The organism is Kitasatospora cinereorecta, from assembly GCF_024172095.1.
Classification (GTDB): domain Bacteria; phylum Actinomycetota; class Actinomycetes; order Streptomycetales; family Streptomycetaceae; genus Kitasatospora; species Kitasatospora cinereorecta.
Map to the genome: position 1 here is coordinate 126,616 of NZ_JAMZDX010000003.1, position 21,428 is coordinate 148,043.

Sequence of the window (21,428 nt, forward strand, 5' to 3'; positions counted from 1 at the left end):
TCCGTTTCCGATCACTCTCTTGAAGCCCCCCCGTGCACTGATGACCCCACAGCGTGACGACGAGTCTGCTGAGCGCCGATCACGTCGCCCACCGGCAGATCAGTGGTGCGGTGACGGTGCGTGGCGGGCGCGCGGCAGGCGCGTGGCGGGCGTACGGCGGGGCGCTGCGGGGGCGTGGTGGGGTGCGGCGGGGGTGCGGCCGGCCCGGACGGGGTACGGGGAGGCGGGGCCCGCGGACACCGGGGGACGGGGCCCGGGGGTGCGGCGCGCAAGGGGGCGGGGCCGGCGGCGGTCCGAGGGCGGTACGGCTACGCTGCGGCGGCGCCGCGGGGGCGGTCGAGGGGTGGTCCGGGGGGCGGCTCCGCGTGTCCCTGGCGGGGGAGATTGGATCCCGGGCGGCGCGCATTGGAGAATCGGGGCGGCACACCCCGACGGGTGGGTCGCAGACGGGGAGGTGGCAACGGAGTGGACCAGCTGACGGCGCACGATCCGAGGCGGATCGGGCCCTTCGAGGTGCTCGGCCGGCTCGGCGCGGGCGGGATGGGCCTGGTCTACCTGGCACGGTCGGCCTCCGGCCGCCGGGTCGCCATCAAGACCGTGCGCAGTGAACTGGCCGAGGACGACCTGTTCCGGGTCCGCTTCGCCCGTGAGATCGCCGCCGCCAAGACGGTCGGCGGCTTCTACACCGCCGCCGTGGTCGACGCGGACGCCGATGCGGCGGTGCCGTGGCTGGCCACCGCGTACGTCCCGGCGCCCTCGCTGGAGGACCTGGTCAACCAGTGCGGGCCGCTCCCGGTGGAGGCCGTCCGCTGGCTGACCGCGGGCATCGCCGAGGCGCTGCAGTCCATCCACGCGGCGGGCCTGGTCCACCGCGACCTCAAGCCGTCCAACGTGCTGGTGGTCGAGGACGGCCCCCGGGTGATCGACTTCGGCATTGCCGCCGGCGTCTCCACCACCCGCCTCACCATGACCAACGTCGCGGTCGGCACCCCGGCGTACATGTCGCCCGAGCAGGCCCGGGACAGCCGCAGCGTCACCGGCGCCAGCGACGTCTTCTCGCTCGGCTCGCTGGTGGTCTTCTGCGCCACCGGACACCCGCCGTACCGGGGCGCCAACCCGGTGGAGACCGTCTTCCAGCTGCTGCGCGACCAGCCGGACCTGTCCGGCCTGCCGGTGGAGCTGGCCGACCTGGTGCACGCCTGCATGCGGCAGTCCGCCGAGCACCGGCCGACGCCCGCTCAGATCCAGGCCGAGCTGGCGCCGCACATCTTCTCCCACGACGACGCCTCCGGGGAGGCCGGCGACTGGCTGCCGCCCGCCGCGCTCGACCTGATCGAGACCAAGCGCGGCCGCCGCCACCCCACCGCCGCCGCGCAGCCCGTACCGCCGCAGCCCGTACCGCCGCAGCCCGTGCCGCCCCAGCCGGGCCGGCCGCCGCTCGGGGCACCGCACGGCGGTCCGCAGGGCGCGGCGCACGCCGGGGTGGTCCAGGGCGGCCCGGTGGGGCACGGCCGGCCCGGTCCGGCGCCGACCCCCATGCCGCCCGCCCGGCCCACCGAGCCGCCGCGGGTGGCCGGCCCGCAGCACGGCGGCCCGCAGCACGGCGGGGCGCCGGACGCGGAGGAGGCGGCCACCGAGCGGATGGGCGGCCGCTCCGTCCCGCGCTCGCCGGCCGGCGGCGAGGTCCGGCTGCCCGGGGCCAGCGTGTCGATAGGGCCCGGACCGCGGGTCGAGCCCGGCGGCCAGACCTCGGCCGCCCCCGGCACCGACTGGGTGCGCCGCACCGGCGTGCCCGCGCAGCCCGCCCCGCAGCCCCCGCCGGCCCGCTGGCGGCCCTGGCGGTTCCGGATGTCCAACGACGTCTGGGGCACCCCGGTGGTCGCCGACGGCACGCTGTTCGTCTCCAGCTTCGAGGTGCACGCCCTGGACATCGCGTCCGGGCAGCGCCGCTACAAGACCCACGACGTCGCCTGGGCGCTCGCGGTGGACTCCGGCCGGGTGCACGCCGCCGACGGGCCGCACCTGTACACCGTCGACGTGGCCGACGGCACCGCCCGCTGGCGCAGCTCGCTGGACGGCTGGATCTACTCGCTCGACGCCGCCGACGGCGTGCTCTGCTGCGGCATCAGAGGCGGCGGCGTCCAGCTGCGCTCCGCGGCCAGCGGCGCCGAACTGTGGCGCGCCGACGACGCCCAGCAGGAGTACGAGAACCCGCAGTCCGGCCCGGCCCTGGTGGCCGGCGCCGCCTACTACCAGGGCGGCGGCCGGCTGCGCTGCGTCGACCCGCGCGGCGGCGGCCTGCGCTGGTCGGTCCCGGTGGGCGGCGACGTGCCGTCCCGTCCGGTCGAGCACGCCGGTGTGCTGTACGTGACCTCGGGCTCCCACGTGTACGCGCTGGACGCCGCCAGCGGCGCCGAGCGCTGGCGCTTCGACGCCCCGGTGGTCCTGTTCACCCCGCCCGCGGTGGCGGACGGCGCGGTCTACGTCGCCGACTACCTCGGCACCCTGTACGCGCTGGACGCGGCCACCGGCCGGGACCGCTGGCGGGGCGCCACCGCCGCCCGGCAGGGGGCCGAACCGGTCGTGCTGGCCGACTCCACCGCCCTGCTCGGCTCCGGTGACACCCTGTTCGCCTTCGACACCGCCACCGGCCGGGAGCGCTGGCGCTACGCCGCCCGCGGCGAGATCGTCGGCTCCCCGGCCGTCGCCGACGGCCTGGTCCACCTCGGCAGCCGCGACCACTCGCTGCACACCGTGGAACTCGCCACCGGCCGTCTCCGCTGGGAACTCGGCACCAAGGGCGAGCTCACCGGCTCCCCGGTCGCGGTCGGCGGACGCGTGTTCGTCGGCTCGAAGGACCGCTGCGTCTACGCCCTCGACTCGTTCTACGGCACCGCGGTGCCGTAACCGTGCGCGCCGGTCCGGAGGGGGACGGTACGGACGAGGGGCGGGCCCGCAGTGGGCCCGCCCCTCAACGCTTGCAGCCGGTGGCCGCCGTCGCCGTCGACGGAGGCGGCGGGTCAGGAGCCGGCGCGGGCCTCCGGGTGGCGGCTGAGCCAGCCCTCCCACGCGGAGGCGACCATCGACTCGACGTCGTGGCGCGCGGTCCAGTCGAGCTCCTTGTGGATGAGGTCGGCGGCGGCGACGACCCGGGCGGGGTCGCCGGGGCGGCGCGGGGTGACCTCGGCGTCGAAGGTGTGGCCGGTGACGCGGGAGATGACGTCGAGCATCTCGCGGACGGAGACGCCCTCGCCGCGGCCGATGTTGAGGGTGAGGTTGACCTGCTCGCCCTCGCCGGCGGCGTTGAGCCGCTTGACGGCCGCCACGTGCGCGGAGGCGATGTCGGCGACGTGGATGAAGTCGCGGATGCAGGTGCCGTCCGGGGTCGGGTAGTCGTCGCCGAAGATCCGCGGGGCCTGACCGGCGGTCAGCCGCTCGAAGACCATCGGGACGAGGTTGGTGACACCGTCGTCGGCCAGCTGCGGCGAGGCCGCGCCGGCCACGTTGAAGTAGCGCAGCGCCACGGTGGACAGGCCGTACGCGCGGGCGGCGCCGTTCAGCAGCCACTCGTCGACCAGCTTGGTCTCGCCGTACGGGTTGATCGGCGCGCACGGGGTGGACTCGGTGACCAGGTCGACGTCCGGCATGCCGTAGACGGCGGCCGAGGAGGAGAGCAGCACGCGCTTCACCCCGCCGGCGACCGCGGCCTCCAGGACGATCCGCAGGCCCTCGACGTTCTCGTGGTAGTAGCGCAGCGGCTCGGCCACCGACTCGCCGACCTGCTTCTTGGCGGCGATGTGGAGGATGCCGGTGACGCCGTGCTCGGTGATGGCCCGGTCGAGGACGGCACGGTCCAGCGTGGAGCCGGGCACCAGCGGCACGCCGGCCGGCAGGCGGTCGGGCGAGCCGCTGCTCAGGTCGTCCAGCACGACCACCGGCTCACCGGCGTCGACCAGCTGCTGCACGACATGTCCGCCGATGTATCCGGCACCGCCCGTGATCAACCAAGTCATGTCGGGATCCTAATGGCCCGCCCTCCGTCCGCGGTCGAACGGGTCCGCGGACGGACGGGTCCGCAGCCGGGTGGGGGGACCTGGCGGCCGGGGTGCACCGGCGGTCCGGCCGTCGGCGGATTGCCGGGCGCGTCCACCCGTCGATTCGGACATACCGGTGAAATGCTGACAAGTCAGTAGAGAACCCGGAGGTTGCTCAGGTGCGCCCGAAGAAGGTACCGACCCGCCCGCTCCCGGCCGGTCCCCGGCCCACCGGGCCCAAGCTCCGGCCGGGGCCGGTCGTCGCCGTGGCGGTGGCCGGGCTCCTCGTCGGCGGTTGCAGCGGCTCGTCCTCCTCCTCGCCCTCGTCCACGGCGGCCTCCGCGGCGGCGAGCGGCAGCGTCGCGGCCAGCCCCAGCGTCACCAACCAGCTGCAGGACGACTACCAGCGCGTGATCGTGAACGTGCTGCCCTCGGTGGTGCAGATCACGGCGGGCAACAGCCTGGGTTCCGGCATCGTCTTCGACGGCCAGGGCGACATCGTCACCAACGCGCACGTCATCGGCAGCGCCTCCAGCTTCACCGTCACGCTCGCCAACTCGACCGCGCCGCTGAACGCCACCCTGGTGGGCAGCTATCCGGACTCCGACCTCGCGGTGATCAAGCTCTCCAGCCCGCCGAGCGGCCTGCGGCCAGCGGTCTTCGGCGACAGCAGCAAGGTCCGGGTCGGTCAGATCACCCTCGCCATGGGCAGTCCGCTGGGTCTCGCCGGCAGCGTGACCCAGGGCATCGTCTCGGCGACCGGACGGACCGTCACCGAGCCCAAGAGCACGGACTCGCCCGGCGCGACCATCGGCAACATGGTGCAGACCTCGGCGGCGATCAACCCGGGCAACTCGGGCGGGGCCCTGGTCAACCTCTCCAGCCAGGTGATCGGCATCAACACCCTGGCCGCCATCGACCAGGAGCTCAACGGCAGCGCCGCCCCCGGCATCGGGTTCGCCATCCCGGCGGCGACGGTGACCAGCATCGCCAGCCAGCTGATCAAGGACGGCAAGGTCACCAACTCCGGCCGGGCCGCCCTCGGCGTGGCCGTCCGGCCGTACTTCAACAGCGACTTCCAGCCCGCGGGCGTGGTGATCGTCTCGGTGACGGACGGTGGCCCGGCCGCCACGGCCGGACTCCAGCCCGGCGACGTGATCACCAAGGTCGGGGACACCGAGGTCACCGACGTGGCCTCGCTGAGCACCGCGCTGGCCTCGCTCAGCCCGGGCAACACGGTGACCGTCACCTATGTGCGGGACGGACAGACCAAGACCGCCAACGTCACGCTCGGCACGCTGTAACACCCACCGACCGGGCCCGGGGAGCCGCTACTGCGCAAGGGAAGCGGCGCTCCGGGCCCGTCCGCCTGCGCGGCCTGCAGCACTCACGGCACTCGCAGCACTCACGGCACTCACGGCACTCGCGGCACTCGCGGCACTCGCGGTGCGGCAGTGCGGTTCAGGCCCTGGCGGCGCGGGCCGCTCTGGTGCTCCAGGGGAGTTCGACGGTGACCGAGGTCGGGCCGCCCTCGGGGCTCTCCACCAGGAAGACGCCGTCCACCGCGCCGACCCGCTCGGCGAGGCCGGCGAGACCGCCGCCCGGGGCGACCGAGGCGCCGCCGCGCCCGTCGTCCTGCACCAGCAGCATCAACCGCCCCTCGTGCCGCCAGACGTCGACCGTCGCCGAGCGGGCTCCCGCGTGCTTGGAGATGTTGGTCAGCAACTCGCTGACCGTGAAGTACGCGATGCCCTCGACCGCCGAATCCGGCCGGGTGCCGTCGGCGCCGAGGTCGACGTGGACCTTCACCCCGCCCGGGACGGTGCAGCGGGCGGCCACCGCGGAGAGCGCCGCATCCAGCCCGCGGTCGGTGAGCACGGCCGGGTGGATGCCCCGGGCCAGATCGCGCAGCTCCTGAAGGGCCAGCTTCACCTCGCCGTGGGCGGCGTCGACCATCTCCGCCGCGGACGCCGGATCCTCCGACAGCTTCTCCTTGGCCAGGCCCAGATCCATCGCCAGGGCGACCAGCCGGGCCTGGGCGCCGTCGTGCAGGTCGCGCTCGATCCGGCGCAGGTCGGCGGCGGCGGCGTCGACCACCGTGCCCCGGTCGTCCTCCAGCTCCCGCACCCGCTGCACCAGCGCGTTCGGGCAGAGCAGGCTCTCCACCAGCACCCGGTCGACGAACGCCAGACCCCGCATCGCCCAGGGCAGGGCCGGCCAGCCCACCACCAGCAGGACCAGGGTCAGCGCGAACCCGAGCACGCCCCAGGGCAGCAGCAGCACGCAGTAGAGCGCCGAGCGCCAGCCGAGCGGATCGGTCAGCGCCGCGATCACCCGCCCGGCGAAGCCAGGTCTGGTCACCACCGGCGGGCCCGGCTCCGGCATCCCGCTGCCCAGCGCCGCCCGCGCCCGGGCCCGGGCCACCCCGCCGAGCCATCGGCAGCCGGCCAGCCCCAGGGCCAGCAGCGGCAACCCCGCCACCGTCACCGCCAGCCCCAGGCCGACCGACAGGGTCACGACGGTGAAGACGAAGCCCGCGATGCCGAGCGGCAGGTTCACCAACTGGTGCTGGACCTGCCCCCACATCCGCGCCCCGTACAACGACGGGCGCTTCGGCTCCTCAGCCATCGCCGTACCCACCTCTCCATCCGATCCGGGCCAGTCACGACCGTGCGATCACCAACCGTGCGACCAGCGAGCCGTGCGTGACCAGCATCCCGGTTGGCACCACCCCGCCGCCATGGTGCTGAACTCCGTCTTCGCCCTGGGGTTATCCCCACCCCCGGCAGTGGTGCGGAGTCCAGTGCGGTGTGCAGCGCGGTGTCCACCGGGCGTCTTGCAGAACGGGCAGGTGGAGGAGTAAACGGACGGTGCACTTAGACTCACGCCGTAGCGATGGTTATGGGTGCGTAAAGAAGAGAGGCGAGCGCATGAAGTGGCAGCCGGTCGCTGCCGACCCCGCCGTGGGCAGCGGCTACTTCGACGCGTACGCGGCGGTGGGCCTGCTCGTGGTCGTCGGCGTGGTCTTCGTCGCCGTGGCCTTCACCGCCAACCGCCTGCTGCGCCCGGTGGTCCACTCGCCGGAGAAGCTGCTGGCGTACGAATGCGGCGTCGACCCGGTCGGCGAGGGCTGGGCGCACACCCAGATCCGCTACTACGTCTACGCCTTCCTCTATGTGATCTTCGCGGTCGACGCGATCTACCTGTTCCCGTGGGCGACCGTGTTCGCCGCTGCGGGATACGGCGCCGCAACGCTGGTGGAGATGTTCGTCTTCATCGGCTTCCTCGCCGTCGGCCTGCTCTACGCCTGGAAGAAGGGCGTTCTGGAATGGACGTGACCCACTCGCACGGCCACGCGCACGACGCGTCCGGCGGCCCGATCCCGCTCGGCATGCCCGACCCGGCCCACCCCGGCGCCGCCGTCGAACAGCGCCGCCTCGGCCCGCTCGCCCGGCTCGCCCCGGACCCGGTCAAGGTGGTCCTCAACTGGGGCCGCCGCTACAGCCTGTGGGCCTTCAACTTCGGCCTCGCCTGCTGCGCGATCGAGTTCATCGCCGCGTCCATGGCCAAGCACGACTTCATCCGGATGGGTGTGATCCCGTTCGCGCCCGGCCCCCGCCAGGCCGACCTGATGATCGTCTCCGGCACCGTGACCGACAAGATGGCCCCCGCCGTCAAGCGGCTGTACGAGCAGATGCCCGAGCCCAAGTACGTCATCTCCTTCGGCGCCTGCTCCAACTCCGGCGGCCCGTACTGGGACTCGTACTCCGTCACCAAGGGCGTCGACCAGATCATCCCGGTCGACGTCTACGTGCCCGGCTGCCCGCCCCGGCCCGAGGCGCTGCTCCAGGGCATCCTCAAGCTCCAGGAGAAGATCGCCGCCGAGGAGCTGCCGAAGCGCTACGCCGCGCCCGCCTCCGCGCTGCGCCGCCCGCTGGTCGCCGGTCCCGCCGACGAGCAGGAGGCGAAGTGAGCACCCCCGAGGAGACCGCCGCCGCGATCGGCGAGTGGGCCACCGCCGCCGAGGCGTACGACCTGCTGACCGTCGACGTGCCCGCCGAGCACTGGATCGACGCGCTCACCGCCGCCCGCGACGGGCTCGGCCTCACCTTCTTCGACTGGCTCAGCGCCGTCGACGAGCTCGGCGAGGGCTTCTCCGTCTCCGCGCACCTCGCCGCCGTCGGCGAGCCCGGAACGGTCCGGCACCTGCTGGTCCGCACCCGCGTCCCGCGCGACAAGGCCGTGCTGCCGACCGCCACCGGGGTGTACGCCGGCGCGGCCTGGCACGAGCGCGAGACCAACGAGATGTTCGGCATCGACTTCGCCGGCCACCCGCACCTGATCACGCTGCTGCTGCCGGACGGCTTCGAGGGGCACCCGCTGCGGAAGGACTTCGTCCTGGCCGCGCGGGTCGCCAAGGCCTGGCCGGGCGCGAAGGAGCCGGGCGAGTCCGACCACGGCGACGGGCCGGCCCGCCGCAAGATGCAGCCCGCCGGCGTCCCCGACCCGAACGAGTGGGGCCCGCTCAAGGGCACCCTCCCGCCCGTCGCCGAACGTCCCGCCCGGGCCGCCCGCACCCCGCGCGCGGCTGCCGCCGGGGCTGCCGGTGCCGGTGCCGCTGCCGGTGCGGAGGGCGGACCCGCGGTGCGGGCGGACCGGCCGCGCCGGGCCCGCAGCATCAGCGACGGCTCGGTCAGCCAGACCTCCGCCGCCCCGGACGCCGGGGAGACGCCGCCGGTACGGGCGGACCGCCCGCGCCGCGCCCGCAGCGTCGGCGACGGCTCGGTCAGCCAGGCCGCCGAGAGCACCGCCCCGGCCACCCCCGACACCCCGGACACCCCGCGCACCCGCTCCACCGACGCGCCGTGGCACGCCCCGGTCCCGGCCTACGACGCCGAGAAGCCGGCCGCGGAGAAGCCCACGGAGCCGGAGCCGGAGGCAGCCGAGCCTGCGGAGCCCGAGAAGACCGAGCCCGCCACGCCCGCGAAGCCCGAGGCGCCCGGGGAGCCCGCCGGTCGCGGCGGCGAGGACGATGACGACGACAGTGCGCGGAACGGAGACGGCGCGTGAACCTTCTCGACACGCTGCTGCGCTGCGTCGCCACGCTCGTCGTGTTCCTGGTGCTGCCGTTGGTGGTGGGCCAGACCGAGCACAAGGTGATGGCGCACATGCAGGGCCGCCTCGGCCCGATGTACGCGGGCGGCTTCCACGGCTGGGCCCAGCTGGTCGCGGACGGGGTGAAGTTCGCGCAGAAGGAGGACGTCGTCCCCAGCGGCGCGGACCGCCGGATCTTCCAGCTGGCCCCGGCGGTGGCGCTGCTGCCGTACCTGCTGGTGCTGCTGGCGATCCCGGTCGGCCCCGGCGGTTTCGTCGGGCAGGCGATCGACGCGGGCATCTTCTTCGTGCTCGCGGTGATGGGCATCGGCGTGCTCGGTTCGCTGATGGCGGGCTGGGCGTCGGCCAACAAGTTCTCGCTGCTCGGCGGTCTCCGTACGGCCGCCCAGCTGATGTCGTACGAGCTGCCGATGCTGCTTGCTGCCGCCTCCGTCGCGATGGCGGCGGGCACGGTCTCGCTGCCGGGCATCGTGGACGCGTTCCACTGGTGGTGGATCCCGTGGCAGACGATCGGCGCGTTCGTGTTCTTCACGGCGGGCCTGGCCGAGCTGCAGCGTCCGCCGTTCGACATGCCGGTGGCCGACTCGGAGATCATCTTCGGCGCGTACACCGAGTACACGGGTCTGCGCTTCGCGCTGTTCCTGCTCTCGGAGTACGCGGGCATCGTGGTGGTCTCGGGGCTGACCACGGTGCTGTTCCTGGGCGGCTGGCACGGCCCGTTCTCGGACAGCCTCGGCTGGCTGTGGACCCTCCTCAAGACCTTCGCGCTGGCGTTCGTGGTGATCTGGCTGCGGGTCACCTACCCCCGGCTGCGCGAGGACCAGCTGATGCGCTTCGCGTGGACGGTGCTGATCCCGCTCGCGCTGGCCCAGCTGGCCCTGACCGGCATCATCAAGGTGGCGATCTCCTAATGCCCATTCCCGGTAGTGGTCTGGCCAAGGGCCTGGCCGTCACCCTGCGGACGATGACGCGCAGGAGTGTCACCGCGCAGTACCCGGACGTGCAGCCGGTGCTGCCCCCGCGCAGCCGCGGCGTGATCGCGCTGCTGGAGGAGAACTGCACGGTCTGCATGCTGTGCGCCCGCGAGTGCCCGGACTGGTGCATCTACATCGACTCCCACAAGGAGACGCTGCCCGCCGCCGACCCGAACGCCCGCGCCCGCACCCGCAACGTGCTGGACCGCTTCGCGATCGACTTCTCGCTCTGCATGTACTGCGGCATCTGCATCGAGGTGTGCCCGTTCGACGCGCTGTTCTGGTCGCCGGAGTTCGAGTACGCGGAGACCGACATCCTGGAGCTCACCCACGAGCGGGAGCGGCTGCGCGAGTGGATGTGGACGGTGCCCGCGCCGCCCGCCCACGACCCGGCCGCCGAGGAGCCCAAGGAGATCGCCATGGCCCGCAAGGCCGCCGACAAGCTGGCGGCGGCCGCCGCGGCCGCCGAGGAGGGTGACGCGTGAGCACGCTGCTCGCCGCGGCCGGTTCGCTGGAGCCGGCCGTCCGCTCCTTCCTCTCCCCGACCGGCCAGGAGATCGTCTTCCTGCTGGTCGGGATCGCCGTGCTGGGTGCGGCGGTCGTCTCGGTCACCACGAAGCAGCTGGTGCACGCCGCGCTGTGGCTGGTGGTGACGCTCGGCGGGCTGGCGGTGGAGTTCCTGCTGCTCACGGCGGAGTTCATCGCCTGGGTGCAGGTGCTGATCTACCTGGGCTCGGTGGTGGTCCTGGTGCTGTTCGGCCTGATGCTGACCCGGGCGCCGATCGGCCGCTCCCCGGACGCCGACTCCGGCAACCGCTGGGTGGCCCTGGCCGTCGCCCTGGCGGCGGCCGGCACGCTGGTCACCCTGGTGGTGGACGCGTTCCGGACGTCCTGGATCGACCTGTCCCCGGGCGCCGGGTCCACCGAGGCCACCGGCACCTACCTGTTCCGGTACTGGGTGCTGCCGTTCGAGGCGCTGTCCGTCCTGCTGCTGGCCGCGCTGGTCGGCGCGATCGTGCTGTCGCGCAACGGCAAGGGCCGGATCCCCCGCCCCCGCCCCGGGAAGCTGCGCACCCCCGTCCGGTCCGTCACCGCCGCGTCGAAGGAGCGCTGAGTGCACCTCGCCTATCCCGCCGTCCTCGCCGCGCTGCTGTTCTGCGTCGGCGTCTACGGCGTGCTCGCCCGGCGGAACGTCGTCCTGGTGCTGATGTCCGTGGAGCTGATGCTCAACGCGGTCAACCTCAACCTGGTCGCCTTCGACGCCTGGCTGCGCGACGCATTGCACGCCGGACAGGCCCTGACCCTGTTCACCATCACCGTCGCCGCCGCCGAGATCGGCCTGGGCCTGGCGATCGTGCTGCTGGTCTTCCGCACCCGGGGCACCGCCGACGTCGACCGGATCACCGCGCTCGGCGACCCGGCGGAGGCCGCCGACGAGACCGCGACCGAGGAAGCGCAGGCCGCCGCATGAACCTCGCCCTGCCGATCCTCGTCCCCGTGCTGCCCGCGCTCGGCGCGGCCGCCACCCTGGCCACCGGCCGCCGGGTGCCCGGTCTGGCCCGGCCGCTGGCGGTCCTCCCGGTCGCGGTCTCCGCGGTGCTCGCCCTGGTGGTCGCACTCCAGCTGGGCACCGGAACCACCCTGAGCGCCGGGACCGAGCTTACCCCGACCGGCGGCCCGCACCTCACGCTCGCCCTCTACCTGGACGGCTACTCCTCGCTGATCTCGGTGCTGGTCGGCGTGGTCGCCACCTGCGTGCAGGTCTACTCGACCGCGTACCTGAAGGACGACCCGCGCTACCCCTCGTACGCGGCGCTGGTCTCGCTGTTCACCGCGGCGATGTTCCTGGTCGTCTACTCCGGCGACCTGATCGTGCTGCTGGTCGGCTGGGAGGTGATGGGCATCTGCTCGTACTTCCTGATCGGCCACCACTGGGAGACCGCGGACGCCCGCTCCGCCTCGCTGAAGGCGTTCCTGGTCACCAAGCTCGGCGACGTGCCGTTCCTGTTCGGCATCTTCCTGCTGGGCGCCGACGCCGGGACCTTCCGGATCCAGGGCGTGCTGTCCGCCGCCGCCCAGGGCCGGCTCGGCCACCCGACGCTGATCGCGCTGCTGCTGCTGGCCGGTGTGGCCGGCAAGAGCGCGCAGTTCCCGCTGCACACCTGGCTCCCGGACGCGATGGCCGGCCCGACCCCGGTCTCGGCGCTGATCCACGCCGCCACCATGGTCGCCGCCGGCATCTACCTGGTGGCCCGGCTGCTGCCGGTCTTCCTGCTCTCCGGCGCCGCGCTGGTGGTGCTGTCGGTGATGGCGGCCGTGACCATGGTCGGTTCGGCGCTGTGCGCGCTCGCCCAGGACGACCTGAAGCGGGTGCTGGCCTATTCGACCGTCGGCCAGCTCGGCTACATGGCGGGCGCGCTGGCCGCCGGCGACCGCGAGGCGGCCGTTTTCCACCTGGTCAGCCACGGCGCGTTCAAGGCGCTGCTGTTCCTGTCCGCCGGTGTGGTGATCCATGCCGCGCACACCAACTCCATCTCCGCGATGTCCCGGATGGACGGCCTGCGCCGCCGCGTCCCGGACGCCTACTGGACGATGGGCATCGGCCTGGTCGCCCTGGTCGGGCTGCCGCCGTTCTCCGGCTTCTTCTCCAAGGAGGCGGTGCTCACCGCCGCCGAGCACGCCGCGACCGGCGAGGCGATCACCAACGGGCTCGCCCCGGCCTCGGCCGTGCCGAGCGCCGCCGGCTGGATCGTGCTGGTCGCCGGTTCGCTGACCGCGCTGCTGACCGCCGCGTACGGAGCCCGGCTGTGGCTGGTCGCCTTCCACGGGCGGGCCCTCCCCGAGCCGTCCCCGGCCCAGGTGGCGGCCAACGGCCACGAGGCCGGCGCCCCGTACTCGCCGGAGATCGACGAGGCCGACCCGGCCGAGGCCGAGCCCTCGGCGATGCGCTGGCCGCTGTGGGTGCTGGCGGTCCCGACCATGGGCTTCGGCATCGCGGGGGTGCGCTCCGACTGGCTGCCCGCCCTGCTGGACGGCGGATCGCTGCGCCCGTCCCTGGAGACCTCGGTGATCGGCACCGGCCTCGCGGTGGCCGGCCTGCTGATCGCGTACGCCGCCTGGCGCACCGCTGCCGCCCGGCAGACCGCCGTCCGCCTGCAGACCCCGGACCGGGTGCCCGAGCAGGCCGGTCCGCCCGCCGTCGAGCAGCTGCCGGCCGACCCGGGCCGCACCCTCCTCGGCCCGCTGTTCGGCCCCGCCCAGCACGGCTTCGGCGTGGACCGGCTGTACAGCGCGCTGTTCGTGCGACCCACGGCCGCCGCGGCGCGACTGGTGCAGTTCCTCGACCGCGAGGTCGTCGAGACCTACGTGCGCGGCGCCGGCACCGGCACCAACGCGCTCGGCTGGCTGGTCCGCCGGGCGCAGAACGGTAACGCCCAGGCGTACCTGAGCGCGCTGGTGGCCGGGGCCGTCCTGCTCGCCGTTTTGGTGGCGGTCGGCTCATGACCCAGACCTCTCGTCCCGTCCCGGCACGCCCAGGGAGCACCCGGTGAACGCAGTCCTCATCGCCCTCCTGGTGCTGCCCCTGCTCGGCGCGGCCCTCACCCTGGCACCGATCCCGGACCGGCTCGCCCCGCGCCTCGGCACGGCGGTCACCGGCGCGGCGCTGGCGCTGAGCATCGCGCTCGCCGCCGGCTTCGACCAGGACCACCCCAGCCGGATGCAGGCCGTCACCGACGTCTCCTGGATCCCGTCCCTGGACATCCGCTTCCACCTCGGCGTGGACGGCATCTCGCTGCCGCTGCTGGTGCTCACCGCGCTGCTCACCTTCCTCTGCGCGGTGTACTCCACCAGGCGGATGCCGAGCGGGGACGGCGTGCCGGGTGCCCGGTCGTTCACCGGTCTGCTGCTCCTGCTGGAGGTCGGCATGCTGGCCACCTTCGCGGTGCTGGACCTGGTGCTGTTCTTCCTGGCCTTCGAGATCGTGCTGATCCCGATGTACTTCCTGATCGCCCGCTGGGGCAGCGGGGCGAAGGTGTTCGCGGCCAACCGCTTCATCCTCTACACGCTGCTCGGCTCGGCCGTGATGCTGCTCGGCTTCCTGCTGATCGGCGTCAAGGCCGGGACCTTCGACATGACCCGGCTGGCCGACGCGCACGGCGCCGGCCTGAGCCACACCACCCAGGTGGTCGCCGGGCTGGCCATCCTGCTCGGCCTCGCCGTCAAGGCGCCGGCCTGGCCGCTGCACAGCTGGCTGCCGGACGCGCACACCGCCGCCCCGACCGTCGGCTCGGTGCTGCTGGCCGGCGTGCTGCTGAAGATGGGCACCTACGGCCTGGTCCGGGTGTGGCTGCCGATCGTCCCGGACGGCGCCGCGACCTTCGCCCCGTACCTGGGCGCGTTCGCCGCGGTCGGCATCCTGTACGGCTCGCTGGCCTGCCTGGCACTGGCCCGCCCGGGCGCCAAGGGCGACCTGAAGCGCCTGATCGCCTACTCCTCGGTCGGCCACATGGGCTTCGTGCTGCTGGGCATCGCCTCGCTCACCCAGAGCGGGGTCAACGGCGCGCTGTTCGCCAACATCGCCCACGGCCTGATCACCGGCCTGCTGTTCTTCCTGGTCGGCGCGGTCAAGGACCGCTACGGCACCGCCGACCTGGACACCCTGTCCGGGACCACCGGCGCGGCGCTGTACGGGCGGGCCCCGCGGATCGGCGGCCTGCTCGCCTTCGCCGCCGTGGCCAGCCTCGGACTGCCCGGCCTGGCCGGCTTCTGGGGCGAACTGCTCTCGATGTTCGGCGCCTTCGACCCGGCCGCCGGACTCTCCCGCCCGGCTTTCGTCACCTACATGGTGGCGGCCGGCATCGGCACCCTGCTGACCGCGGCCTACCTGCTGATCGTGGTCAAGCGGGTCTGCATGGGCGACCCGAAGCAGCCCGCGCCGGTCACCGACCTGCCGGACCTGAAGGCCTACGAGGCCGTCAGCTGGACGCCGCTGGCCGCGCTCACCGTGGTGGCGGGCCTGTGGCCGGCCCTGCTGCTGAGCCTCTCCGACCCGGCCGTGAAGCACCTCCTCGGGGGTGGCTGATGTCCTCGACTCCTGACCTGGGGCAGCCCGTCATGACCACGCTCGCCGTCGCCGACCCGGGCGGCCTCATCCAGTCCGTCGACTGGGTGGCGGTCGCGCCCCCGCTGATCGCCGCCCTGGTCGGACTGGTCGTGCTGCTGGCCGATCTCTTCCTGCCGGACGCCCGGAAGAAGACCCTCGGCTGGATCTCCACCGCCGGCCTGGCCCTCTCCCTGGTCGCCCTGCTGCCGCTCGCGACGGGCGGCACCCGGTCGACCTTCTGCCTGCCGGACGCCGGCTGCAGTTACGTGGCCGACCGCTTCGCCCTGGTCTTCCAGCTGCTCGCGCTCGGCGGCGCGCTGCTCACCGCCCTGCTCTCGCTGCACACCGTGGCGGAGGAGAAGCTGCCCGGCGGCGAGTACTGGTTCCTGCTGCTGAGCAGCGCCGGCGGCGCCGCCCTGCTGCCCGCCGCGCGCGACCTGGCCACCCTGGTCATCGCCCTGGAGGTGGCCTCGCTGCCGGCCTTCGCGCTGGTGGCGCTGCGCCGCGACGGCCGCGGCGCGGAGAGCGCGCTGAAGTTCTTCCTCTCCTCGGTGACCGCGACCGCGGTGATGCTGCTCGGCGTCAGCTTCGTGTACGCGGCGAGCGGCAGCATCCACCTCACCGCGGTGGCCGACGGCCTGGCCCACGCGCCGGCGCAGCTGAAGCCGCTGGCCGAGGCTGGCGCGGTGCTCACCCTGGTCGGCTTCGCCTTCAAGGTGGCCGCGGTGCCGTTCCACTTCTGGGTGCCGGACACCTACACCGGCGCCCCGCTGCCGGTGGCCGGCTACCTCTCGGTGGTCGGCAAGGCCTCCGGCCTGGCCGGTCTCGCCCTGGTGACCACGCTGGCCTTCCGCCCGTACGGGCACACCTGGGGCCTGGTGCTGGCGGTGCTCGCCGCGCTCACCATGACGGCGGGCAACGTCGGCGCGCTGCGCCAGCGGGCCGCCACCCGGTACAGCGCCGTCCGCCTGCTGGCCTGGTCCTCGGTCGGCCAGGCGGGCTACCTGCTGGTGCCGCTGGCCGCGGCCGGGTACGCCGGGTCGGCGCAGCCGCTGGGGGCGACGGTGGCGTACGCGCTGATCTACGGCCTGGTCAACCTGGGCGCGTTCGGCGTGGTCGCGGTGGTGGCCCGCTCGGGCGCGACCCGGCTGGACGACTTCCGCGGCCTGTTCGCCCGGGACCGCTGGTCGGCGCTGGCGCTGGCGTTCTTCCTGCTCTGCCTGGCCGGTCTGCCGCCGGGCGTGGTGGGCCTGTTCGGCAAGGTCGTGGTGTTCCGGGCGGCGGTGGACGCCGGCCTGGGCTGGCTGGCGGTGGTGATGGCGGTCAATGTGGTGATCGCCCTGTACTACTACCTGGTGTGGACGGCGAAGCTGTTCGCCCCGGCCGAGCAGGACCGGCCCGAGCCGGTGGCCGGACGGGTGCCCGGGCCACTGGCCGCCACCCTGGGCCTGGCCGCGTCCGGCGCCGTGGTGCTGTCGGTCGCCCCCGAGCTGGTGCTCCAGGTGGTGAACGGCGCGCTGTTCTGACCTGTGCGACAGTGCACAGGGAACGAACGGCCGACGGTCCGCCGTTGATCCCGGCAGAGGATGAGTCGCAGAAGGCTTCCCATCGCACCATCACGGAGGGCCTGCAGTGCACCGCCACCACAACGGTTTGCGGACGGCCGTACTTCTCGGCGGTCTGTCCGCGCTGATCCTGGTGATCGGCAGCTTCTTCGGCCGGACCGGGCTGCTGGTGGCCCTGGTGATCGCGCTCGGCACCAACGCGTACGCCTACTGGAACAGCGACAAGCTGGCGCTGCGCGCGATGCGGGCCCGGCCGGTCAGCGAGATCGAGGCACCGCAGCTGTACCGGATCGTCCGGGAACTCTCCACCTCGGCCCGGCAGCCGATGCCGCGGCTCTACCTCTCGCCCACCCCGGCGCCGAACGCCTTTGCCACCGGCCGCAACCCGCGCAACGCGGCGGTCTGCTGCACCGACGGCATCCTGCAACTGTTGGACGAGCGCGAGCTGCGCGGCGTGCTCGGCCACGAGCTGAGCCACGTCTACAACCGCGACATCCTGATCTCCTCGGTGGCCGGGGCGCTGGCCTCGGTGGTGATGTTCCTGGTGAACTTCGCCTGGTTGATCCCGGTCGGCCGCAGCGACGACGACGAGGGGCCCGGCCTGATCGGGCTGCTGCTGATCATGATCCTGGGGCCGATCGCGGCCGGTCTGATCCAGCTGGCGGTGAGCCGCTCCCGCGAGTACCAGGCCGACGCCGACGGCGCCCGGATCACCGGTGACCCGCTCGCCCTGGCCAGCGCGCTGCGCAAGCTGGAGACCGGCACCCAGCGCGCGCCGCTGCCGCCGGAGCCGCAGCTGCAGACCGCCAGCCACATGATGATCGCCAACCCGTTCCGGCCGGGCGAGGTCGGCGCCAAGCTGTTCTCCACCCACCCGCCGATGCGCGAGCGGATCGCCCGCCTGGAGCAGCTGGCCGGCTACCGCCGCTGACCGTGCGTCGGCGGGCCGCCCGGGCGACACCCCGGCGGCCCGCCCGGCGTGGCATCCGCCGCCCGCCGCCGCCACTGGGCACGCTGGACCGATGGCCCGGCGAGCGGAGGTGCGGCCGCGATGACGATCCTGCCGAGAGAGACCGGCCTCGGAGCCCCGCCCCGGCCCCCGCGCCCGCGCCGCCGGTGGTTCGGCGGCGAGCAGGGCCGGGTCCTGGTGCGCTGGCTGACCACGACCGATCACAAGGAGATCGGCACCCTCTACATGACCACCTCGTTCGCCTTCTTCCTGGTGGGCGGGGTGCTGGCGCTGCTGATGCGGGCCGAGCTGGCCCGGCCGGGGACGCAGATCCTGTCGAACGAGCAGTTCAACCAGGCCTTCACCATGCACGGCACGATCATGCTGCTGATGTTCGCGACCCCGCTCTTCGCGGGCTTCACCAACTGGTTCATGCCGCTGCAGATCGGCGCCCCGGACGTGGCCTTCCCCCGGCTCAACGCGCTGGCGTACTGGTTCTACCTGTTCGGCTCGCTGATCGCGGTCGGCGGCTTCCTCACCCCGGACGGCGCCGCCGACTTCGGCTGGTTCGCCTACGCGCCGCTGAACAGCGTCGTCCACTCGCCGGGCATCGGCGCCGACATGTGGATCATGGGTCTGGCCTTCTCCGGCTTCGGCACCATCCTCGGCTCGGTCAACTTCATCACCACCGTCGTCTGCCTGCGGGCGCCGGGCATGACCATGTTCCGGATGCCGATCTTCACCTGGAACATCCTGTTCACCAGCATCCTGGTGCTGTTCGCCTTCCCGGTGCTGGCCGCGGCGCTGCTCTGCCTGGAGGCGGACCGCAAGTTCGGCGCGCACGTCTTCGACCCGGCCAACGGCGGCCCGATGCTCTGGCAGCACCTGTTCTGGTTCTTCGGCCACCCCGAGGTCTACATCATCGCGCTGCCGTTCTTCGGCATCATCACCGAGATCATCCCGGTCTTCAGCCGCAAGCCGATCTTCGGCTACTCCGGCCTGATCGCCGCCACCATGGCGATCACCGGCCTGTCGATCACCGTCTGGGCGCACCACATGTTCGTCACCGGGCAGGTGCTGCTGCCGTTCTTCTCCTTCATGACGCTGCTGATCGCCGTCCCCACCGGGGTGAAGTTCTTCAACTGGATCGGCACCATGTGGTTCGGCTCGCTGAGCTTCGAGTCGCCGATGCTCTGGTCGATCGGCTTCCTGGTGACCTTCCTGTTCGGCGGCCTCACCGGGGTGCTGCTGGCCTCCCCGCCGATCGACTTCCACGTCTCCGACAGCTACTTCGTGGTCGCCCACTTCCACTACGTGGTGTTCGGCACGGTGGTCTTCTCGATGTTCGCCGGCTTCTACTTCTGGTGGCCCAAGATGACCGGCAAGATGCTCGACGAGCGGCTGGCCGCGATCCACTTCTGGACGCTGTTCGTCGGCTTCCAGACCACCTTCCTGGTGCAGCACTGGCTGGGCGCCGAGGGCATGCCCCGCCGGTACGCCGACTACCTGGCCTCGGACGGCTTCACCACGCTCAACACCGTCTCCACCATCGGCTCGGTGCTGCTGGGCATCTCCACCCTGCCGTTCCTCTACAACGTCTGGCGGACCCGCCGGTACGGCGTCCGGGTGGAGACGGACGACCCCTGGGGCTACGGCCGCTCGCTGGAGTGGGCCACCTCCTGCCCGCCGCCCCGGCACAACTTCACCACCCTGCCCCGGATCCGCTCCGAGTGCCCGGCCTTCGACCTCCACCACCCCGCCATCGCCGAGTACGACCGGCTGCTGAACGAGCCCGAGAAGACCTGAACGGGCCGGAGCGGGCTCGCACAAAAAATCTTCGGCGACCCTGTCGAAACGGCCGGGTCCCGTTCGACGCACAGGTGAACGCGGCGCACGGACGCCGCACCGGACAGGGAGACACCCCATGCGATTCATGATGCTGGTCAAGGCGACCGACGACTCCGAGGCGGGCGTGCTGCCCACCCGGGAGATGCTGGAGGAGATGAACCGCTACAACGAGGAGCTGATCAAGGCCGGGGTGCTGCTTGCCGCGGACGGCCTGCAGTCCAGCTCCCACGGCTTCCGGGTGACCTACGACGGCCGGGGCGGATCCACCGTCACCGACGGGCCGTTCACCGAGACCAAGGAGCTGCTGGCCGGCTACTGGCTGATCGACGTCTCCTCCCGCGAGGAGGCGCTGGAGTGGGCGCGCAAGGTGCCGTTCGGCGCCGGGGAGACCCTGGAGGTCCGCCGGGTGTTCGACCCGACCGACTTCCCGGAGGCCACGGCCGAGATGGTCGAGGCCGAGCAGGCCTGGCGGGACGCCAACCAGCGCCCGATCGGGGGCTGAGTCCCGGGTTGCCGGGCGTCCGCGGCCCGAACCTGCTCTGATAGGGGTTCATGACTGCCCCGGACGCCCGCACGGCCACCGACCGCACCGTCGCCGCGGTCTGGCGGATGGAGTCGGCCCGGATCACCGGTGCCCTCACCCGCCTGGTCCACGACTTCGGCACCGCCGAGGAGCTCGCCCAGGACGCCCTGCTCGCCGCCCTCGAACAGTGGCCCGTCACCGGCGTCCCGGACCGCCCCGGCGCCTGGCTGATGGCCACCGCCCGCAACCGCGCCGTCGACCTGATCCGCCGCGAGCGCCGCTACAGCGACAGGCTCGCCGAACTCGGCCGCCGGCTCGACACCGAACCCCCGCCGCAGCCCGAGGACCTGGTGCTGGACGCCGAGCCGATCGAGGACGACGTGCTCCGGCTGGTCTTCACCGCCTGCCACCCGGTGCTGTCCGCCGAGGCCCGCGCCGCGCTCACCCTGCGGGTGGTCGGCGGCCTGCGCACCGAGGAGATCGCCCGCGCCTTCCTCACCGCCGAGACCACCGTCGCCCAGCGGATCGTCCGGGCCAAGAAGACCCTGGCCCGGGCCGCCGTCGGGTACGAGGTGCCGGAGGGCCCCGAGCTCGCCGGCCGACTGGCCTCGGTGCTGGAGGTGCTCTACCTGATCTTCAACGAGGGGTACGCGGCCACCGCCGGGGACGACTGGATGCGGCCCGCGCTGTGCGAGGAGGCGATGCGGCTCGGCCGGGTGCTGGCCGGGCTGATGCCGGCCGAGGCCGAGGTGCACGGGCTGGTCGCGCTGATGGAACTGCAGGCCTCCCGGACGCCGGCCCGGACCGGCCCGGACGGGGCCGCCGTCCTGCTGCCCGACCAGGACCGCTCGCGCTGGGACCGGATGCTGATCCACCGGGGCTTCACCGCCCTGGAGCGCGCCCGGACGGCCGACCCGCCCGGGCCGTACACCCTGCAGGCCGAGATCGCCGCCTGTCACGCCCGGGCCGCCACCGCCGAGGCCACCGACTGGGTGCGGATCGCCGCCCTCTACGCGGCGCTGGCCCAGCGGGCGCCCTCCCCGGTGGTCGAGCTCAACCGCGCGGTCGCTGTCTCGATGGCCTTCGGACCGGCGGCCGGCCTGGACCTCGCCGACCGGCTCGCCGCCCTGCCCGCGCTGCGCGAGTACCACCTGCTCCCGGTGGTCCGCGGTGACCTGCTGGCGCGCCTCGGCCGCCACCCGGAGGCGGCGGCCGAGTTCGGACGGGCGGCGGCGATGACCCGCAACACCCGTGAACGCGAGGTGCTGCTCGGCCGCGCCGAGGCCGAGCGGGCCCGGGGCTGACGACGGGGAGGG

18 protein-coding genes are annotated in these 21,428 nt (G+C 73.3%); 16 read left to right on the forward strand and 2 right to left on the reverse strand.

Annotated elements, in window-relative coordinates; genetic code table 11:
• Positions 1-465: 465 nt before the first annotated feature.
• Positions 466-2,907 (forward strand): serine/threonine-protein kinase, encoded by a 2,442-nt coding sequence (locus FHR36_RS14150; protein WP_253796933.1) that lies wholly within the window; start codon positions 466-468, stop codon positions 2,905-2,907.
• Positions 2,908-3,020: 113 nt separating this feature from the next.
• On the opposite strand, the gene galE is transcribed toward FHR36_RS14150, so the two are convergent.
• Entirely contained in the window at positions 3,021-4,013 is a 993-nt protein-coding gene (gene galE, locus FHR36_RS14155; RefSeq protein ID WP_253796934.1) for a UDP-glucose 4-epimerase GalE, read from the reverse strand.
• A gap of 287 nt (positions 4,014-4,300) precedes the next feature.
• Here galE and FHR36_RS14160 point away from each other — a divergent pair, with 287 nt between their 5' ends.
• Positions 4,301-5,338, forward strand: a complete 1,038-nt coding sequence (locus tag FHR36_RS14160) for a S1C family serine protease (protein WP_253799253.1) — start codon at positions 4,301-4,303, stop codon at positions 5,336-5,338.
• A gap of 157 nt (positions 5,339-5,495) precedes the next feature.
• Here FHR36_RS14160 and FHR36_RS14165 read toward each other — a convergent pair whose 3' ends face one another.
• Positions 5,496-6,662: a sensor histidine kinase gene (locus FHR36_RS14165; protein ID WP_253796935.1), complete on the reverse strand. Its 1,167-nt coding sequence runs from the start codon at positions 6,660-6,662 to the stop codon at positions 5,496-5,498.
• A 302-nt stretch (positions 6,663-6,964) separates the two neighbouring features.
• Here FHR36_RS14165 and FHR36_RS14170 point away from each other — a divergent pair, with 302 nt between their 5' ends.
• From FHR36_RS14170 to FHR36_RS14235, 14 genes are all read left to right on the forward strand, one after another.
• Positions 6,965-7,372 carry an NADH-quinone oxidoreductase subunit A gene (locus FHR36_RS14170; RefSeq protein ID WP_253796936.1) on the forward strand — a complete coding sequence of 136 codons (408 nt, stop codon included), beginning with the start codon at positions 6,965-6,967 and terminating at the stop codon, positions 7,370-7,372.
• A complete protein-coding gene (locus FHR36_RS14175; RefSeq protein WP_380232873.1) occupies positions 7,363-8,007 on the forward strand; it encodes an NADH-quinone oxidoreductase subunit B in 645 nt (214 codons plus the stop codon). Before FHR36_RS14170 ends, FHR36_RS14175 begins: the two co-directional genes overlap by 10 nt.
• A complete protein-coding gene (locus tag FHR36_RS14180; RefSeq protein WP_253796937.1) occupies positions 8,004-9,104 on the forward strand; it encodes an NADH-quinone oxidoreductase subunit C in 1,101 nt (366 codons plus the stop codon). Before FHR36_RS14175 ends, FHR36_RS14180 begins: the two co-directional genes overlap by 4 nt.
• The gene (gene nuoH, locus FHR36_RS14185) at positions 9,101-10,060 is read left to right on the forward strand and encodes an NADH-quinone oxidoreductase subunit NuoH (RefSeq protein ID WP_253796938.1); all 960 of its coding nucleotides are present in this window, start codon (positions 9,101-9,103) and stop codon (positions 10,058-10,060) included. The genes FHR36_RS14180 and nuoH overlap by 4 nt, the downstream gene beginning before the upstream one ends.
• A complete protein-coding gene (locus FHR36_RS14190) occupies positions 10,060-10,608 on the forward strand; it encodes a NuoI/complex I 23 kDa subunit family protein (RefSeq protein ID WP_253796940.1) in 549 nt (182 codons plus the stop codon). The genes nuoH and FHR36_RS14190 overlap by 1 nt, the downstream gene beginning before the upstream one ends.
• Entirely contained in the window at positions 10,605-11,237 is a 633-nt protein-coding gene (locus FHR36_RS14195) for an NADH-quinone oxidoreductase subunit J family protein (RefSeq protein ID WP_253796941.1), read from the forward strand. The genes FHR36_RS14190 and FHR36_RS14195 overlap by 4 nt, the downstream gene beginning before the upstream one ends.
• Positions 11,238-11,594 (forward strand): NADH-quinone oxidoreductase subunit NuoK, encoded by a 357-nt coding sequence (gene nuoK / locus FHR36_RS14200; RefSeq protein ID WP_253796942.1) that lies wholly within the window; start codon positions 11,238-11,240, stop codon positions 11,592-11,594. It abuts the gene before it with no gap.
• The gene (locus tag FHR36_RS14205) at positions 11,591-13,627 is read left to right on the forward strand and encodes an NADH-quinone oxidoreductase subunit 5 family protein (protein WP_253796943.1); all 2,037 of its coding nucleotides are present in this window, start codon (positions 11,591-11,593) and stop codon (positions 13,625-13,627) included. Before nuoK ends, FHR36_RS14205 begins: the two co-directional genes overlap by 4 nt.
• 43 nt (positions 13,628-13,670) lie before the next feature.
• Entirely contained in the window at positions 13,671-15,206 is a 1,536-nt protein-coding gene (locus tag FHR36_RS14210) for a complex I subunit 4 family protein (protein ID WP_253796944.1), read from the forward strand.
• Positions 15,207-15,238: 32 nt separating this feature from the next.
• A complete protein-coding gene (locus tag FHR36_RS14215; protein WP_253799255.1) occupies positions 15,239-16,753 on the forward strand; it encodes an NADH-quinone oxidoreductase subunit N in 1,515 nt (504 codons plus the stop codon).
• Between the two features lie 106 nt (positions 16,754-16,859).
• Positions 16,860-17,723 (forward strand): zinc metalloprotease HtpX, encoded by an 864-nt coding sequence (gene htpX, locus FHR36_RS14220; RefSeq protein ID WP_253796945.1) that lies wholly within the window; start codon positions 16,860-16,862, stop codon positions 17,721-17,723.
• 120 nt (positions 17,724-17,843) lie between these two features.
• Entirely contained in the window at positions 17,844-19,547 is a 1,704-nt protein-coding gene (gene ctaD / locus FHR36_RS14225) for an aa3-type cytochrome oxidase subunit I (protein ID WP_253796946.1), read from the forward strand.
• A 118-nt stretch (positions 19,548-19,665) separates the two neighbouring features.
• A complete protein-coding gene (locus tag FHR36_RS14230) occupies positions 19,666-20,091 on the forward strand; it encodes a YciI family protein (RefSeq protein ID WP_253796947.1) in 426 nt (141 codons plus the stop codon).
• Between the two features lie 50 nt (positions 20,092-20,141).
• The gene (locus tag FHR36_RS14235; RefSeq protein ID WP_253796948.1) at positions 20,142-21,416 is read left to right on the forward strand and encodes an RNA polymerase sigma factor; all 1,275 of its coding nucleotides are present in this window, start codon (positions 20,142-20,144) and stop codon (positions 21,414-21,416) included.
• Positions 21,417-21,428 lie beyond the last annotated feature (12 nt).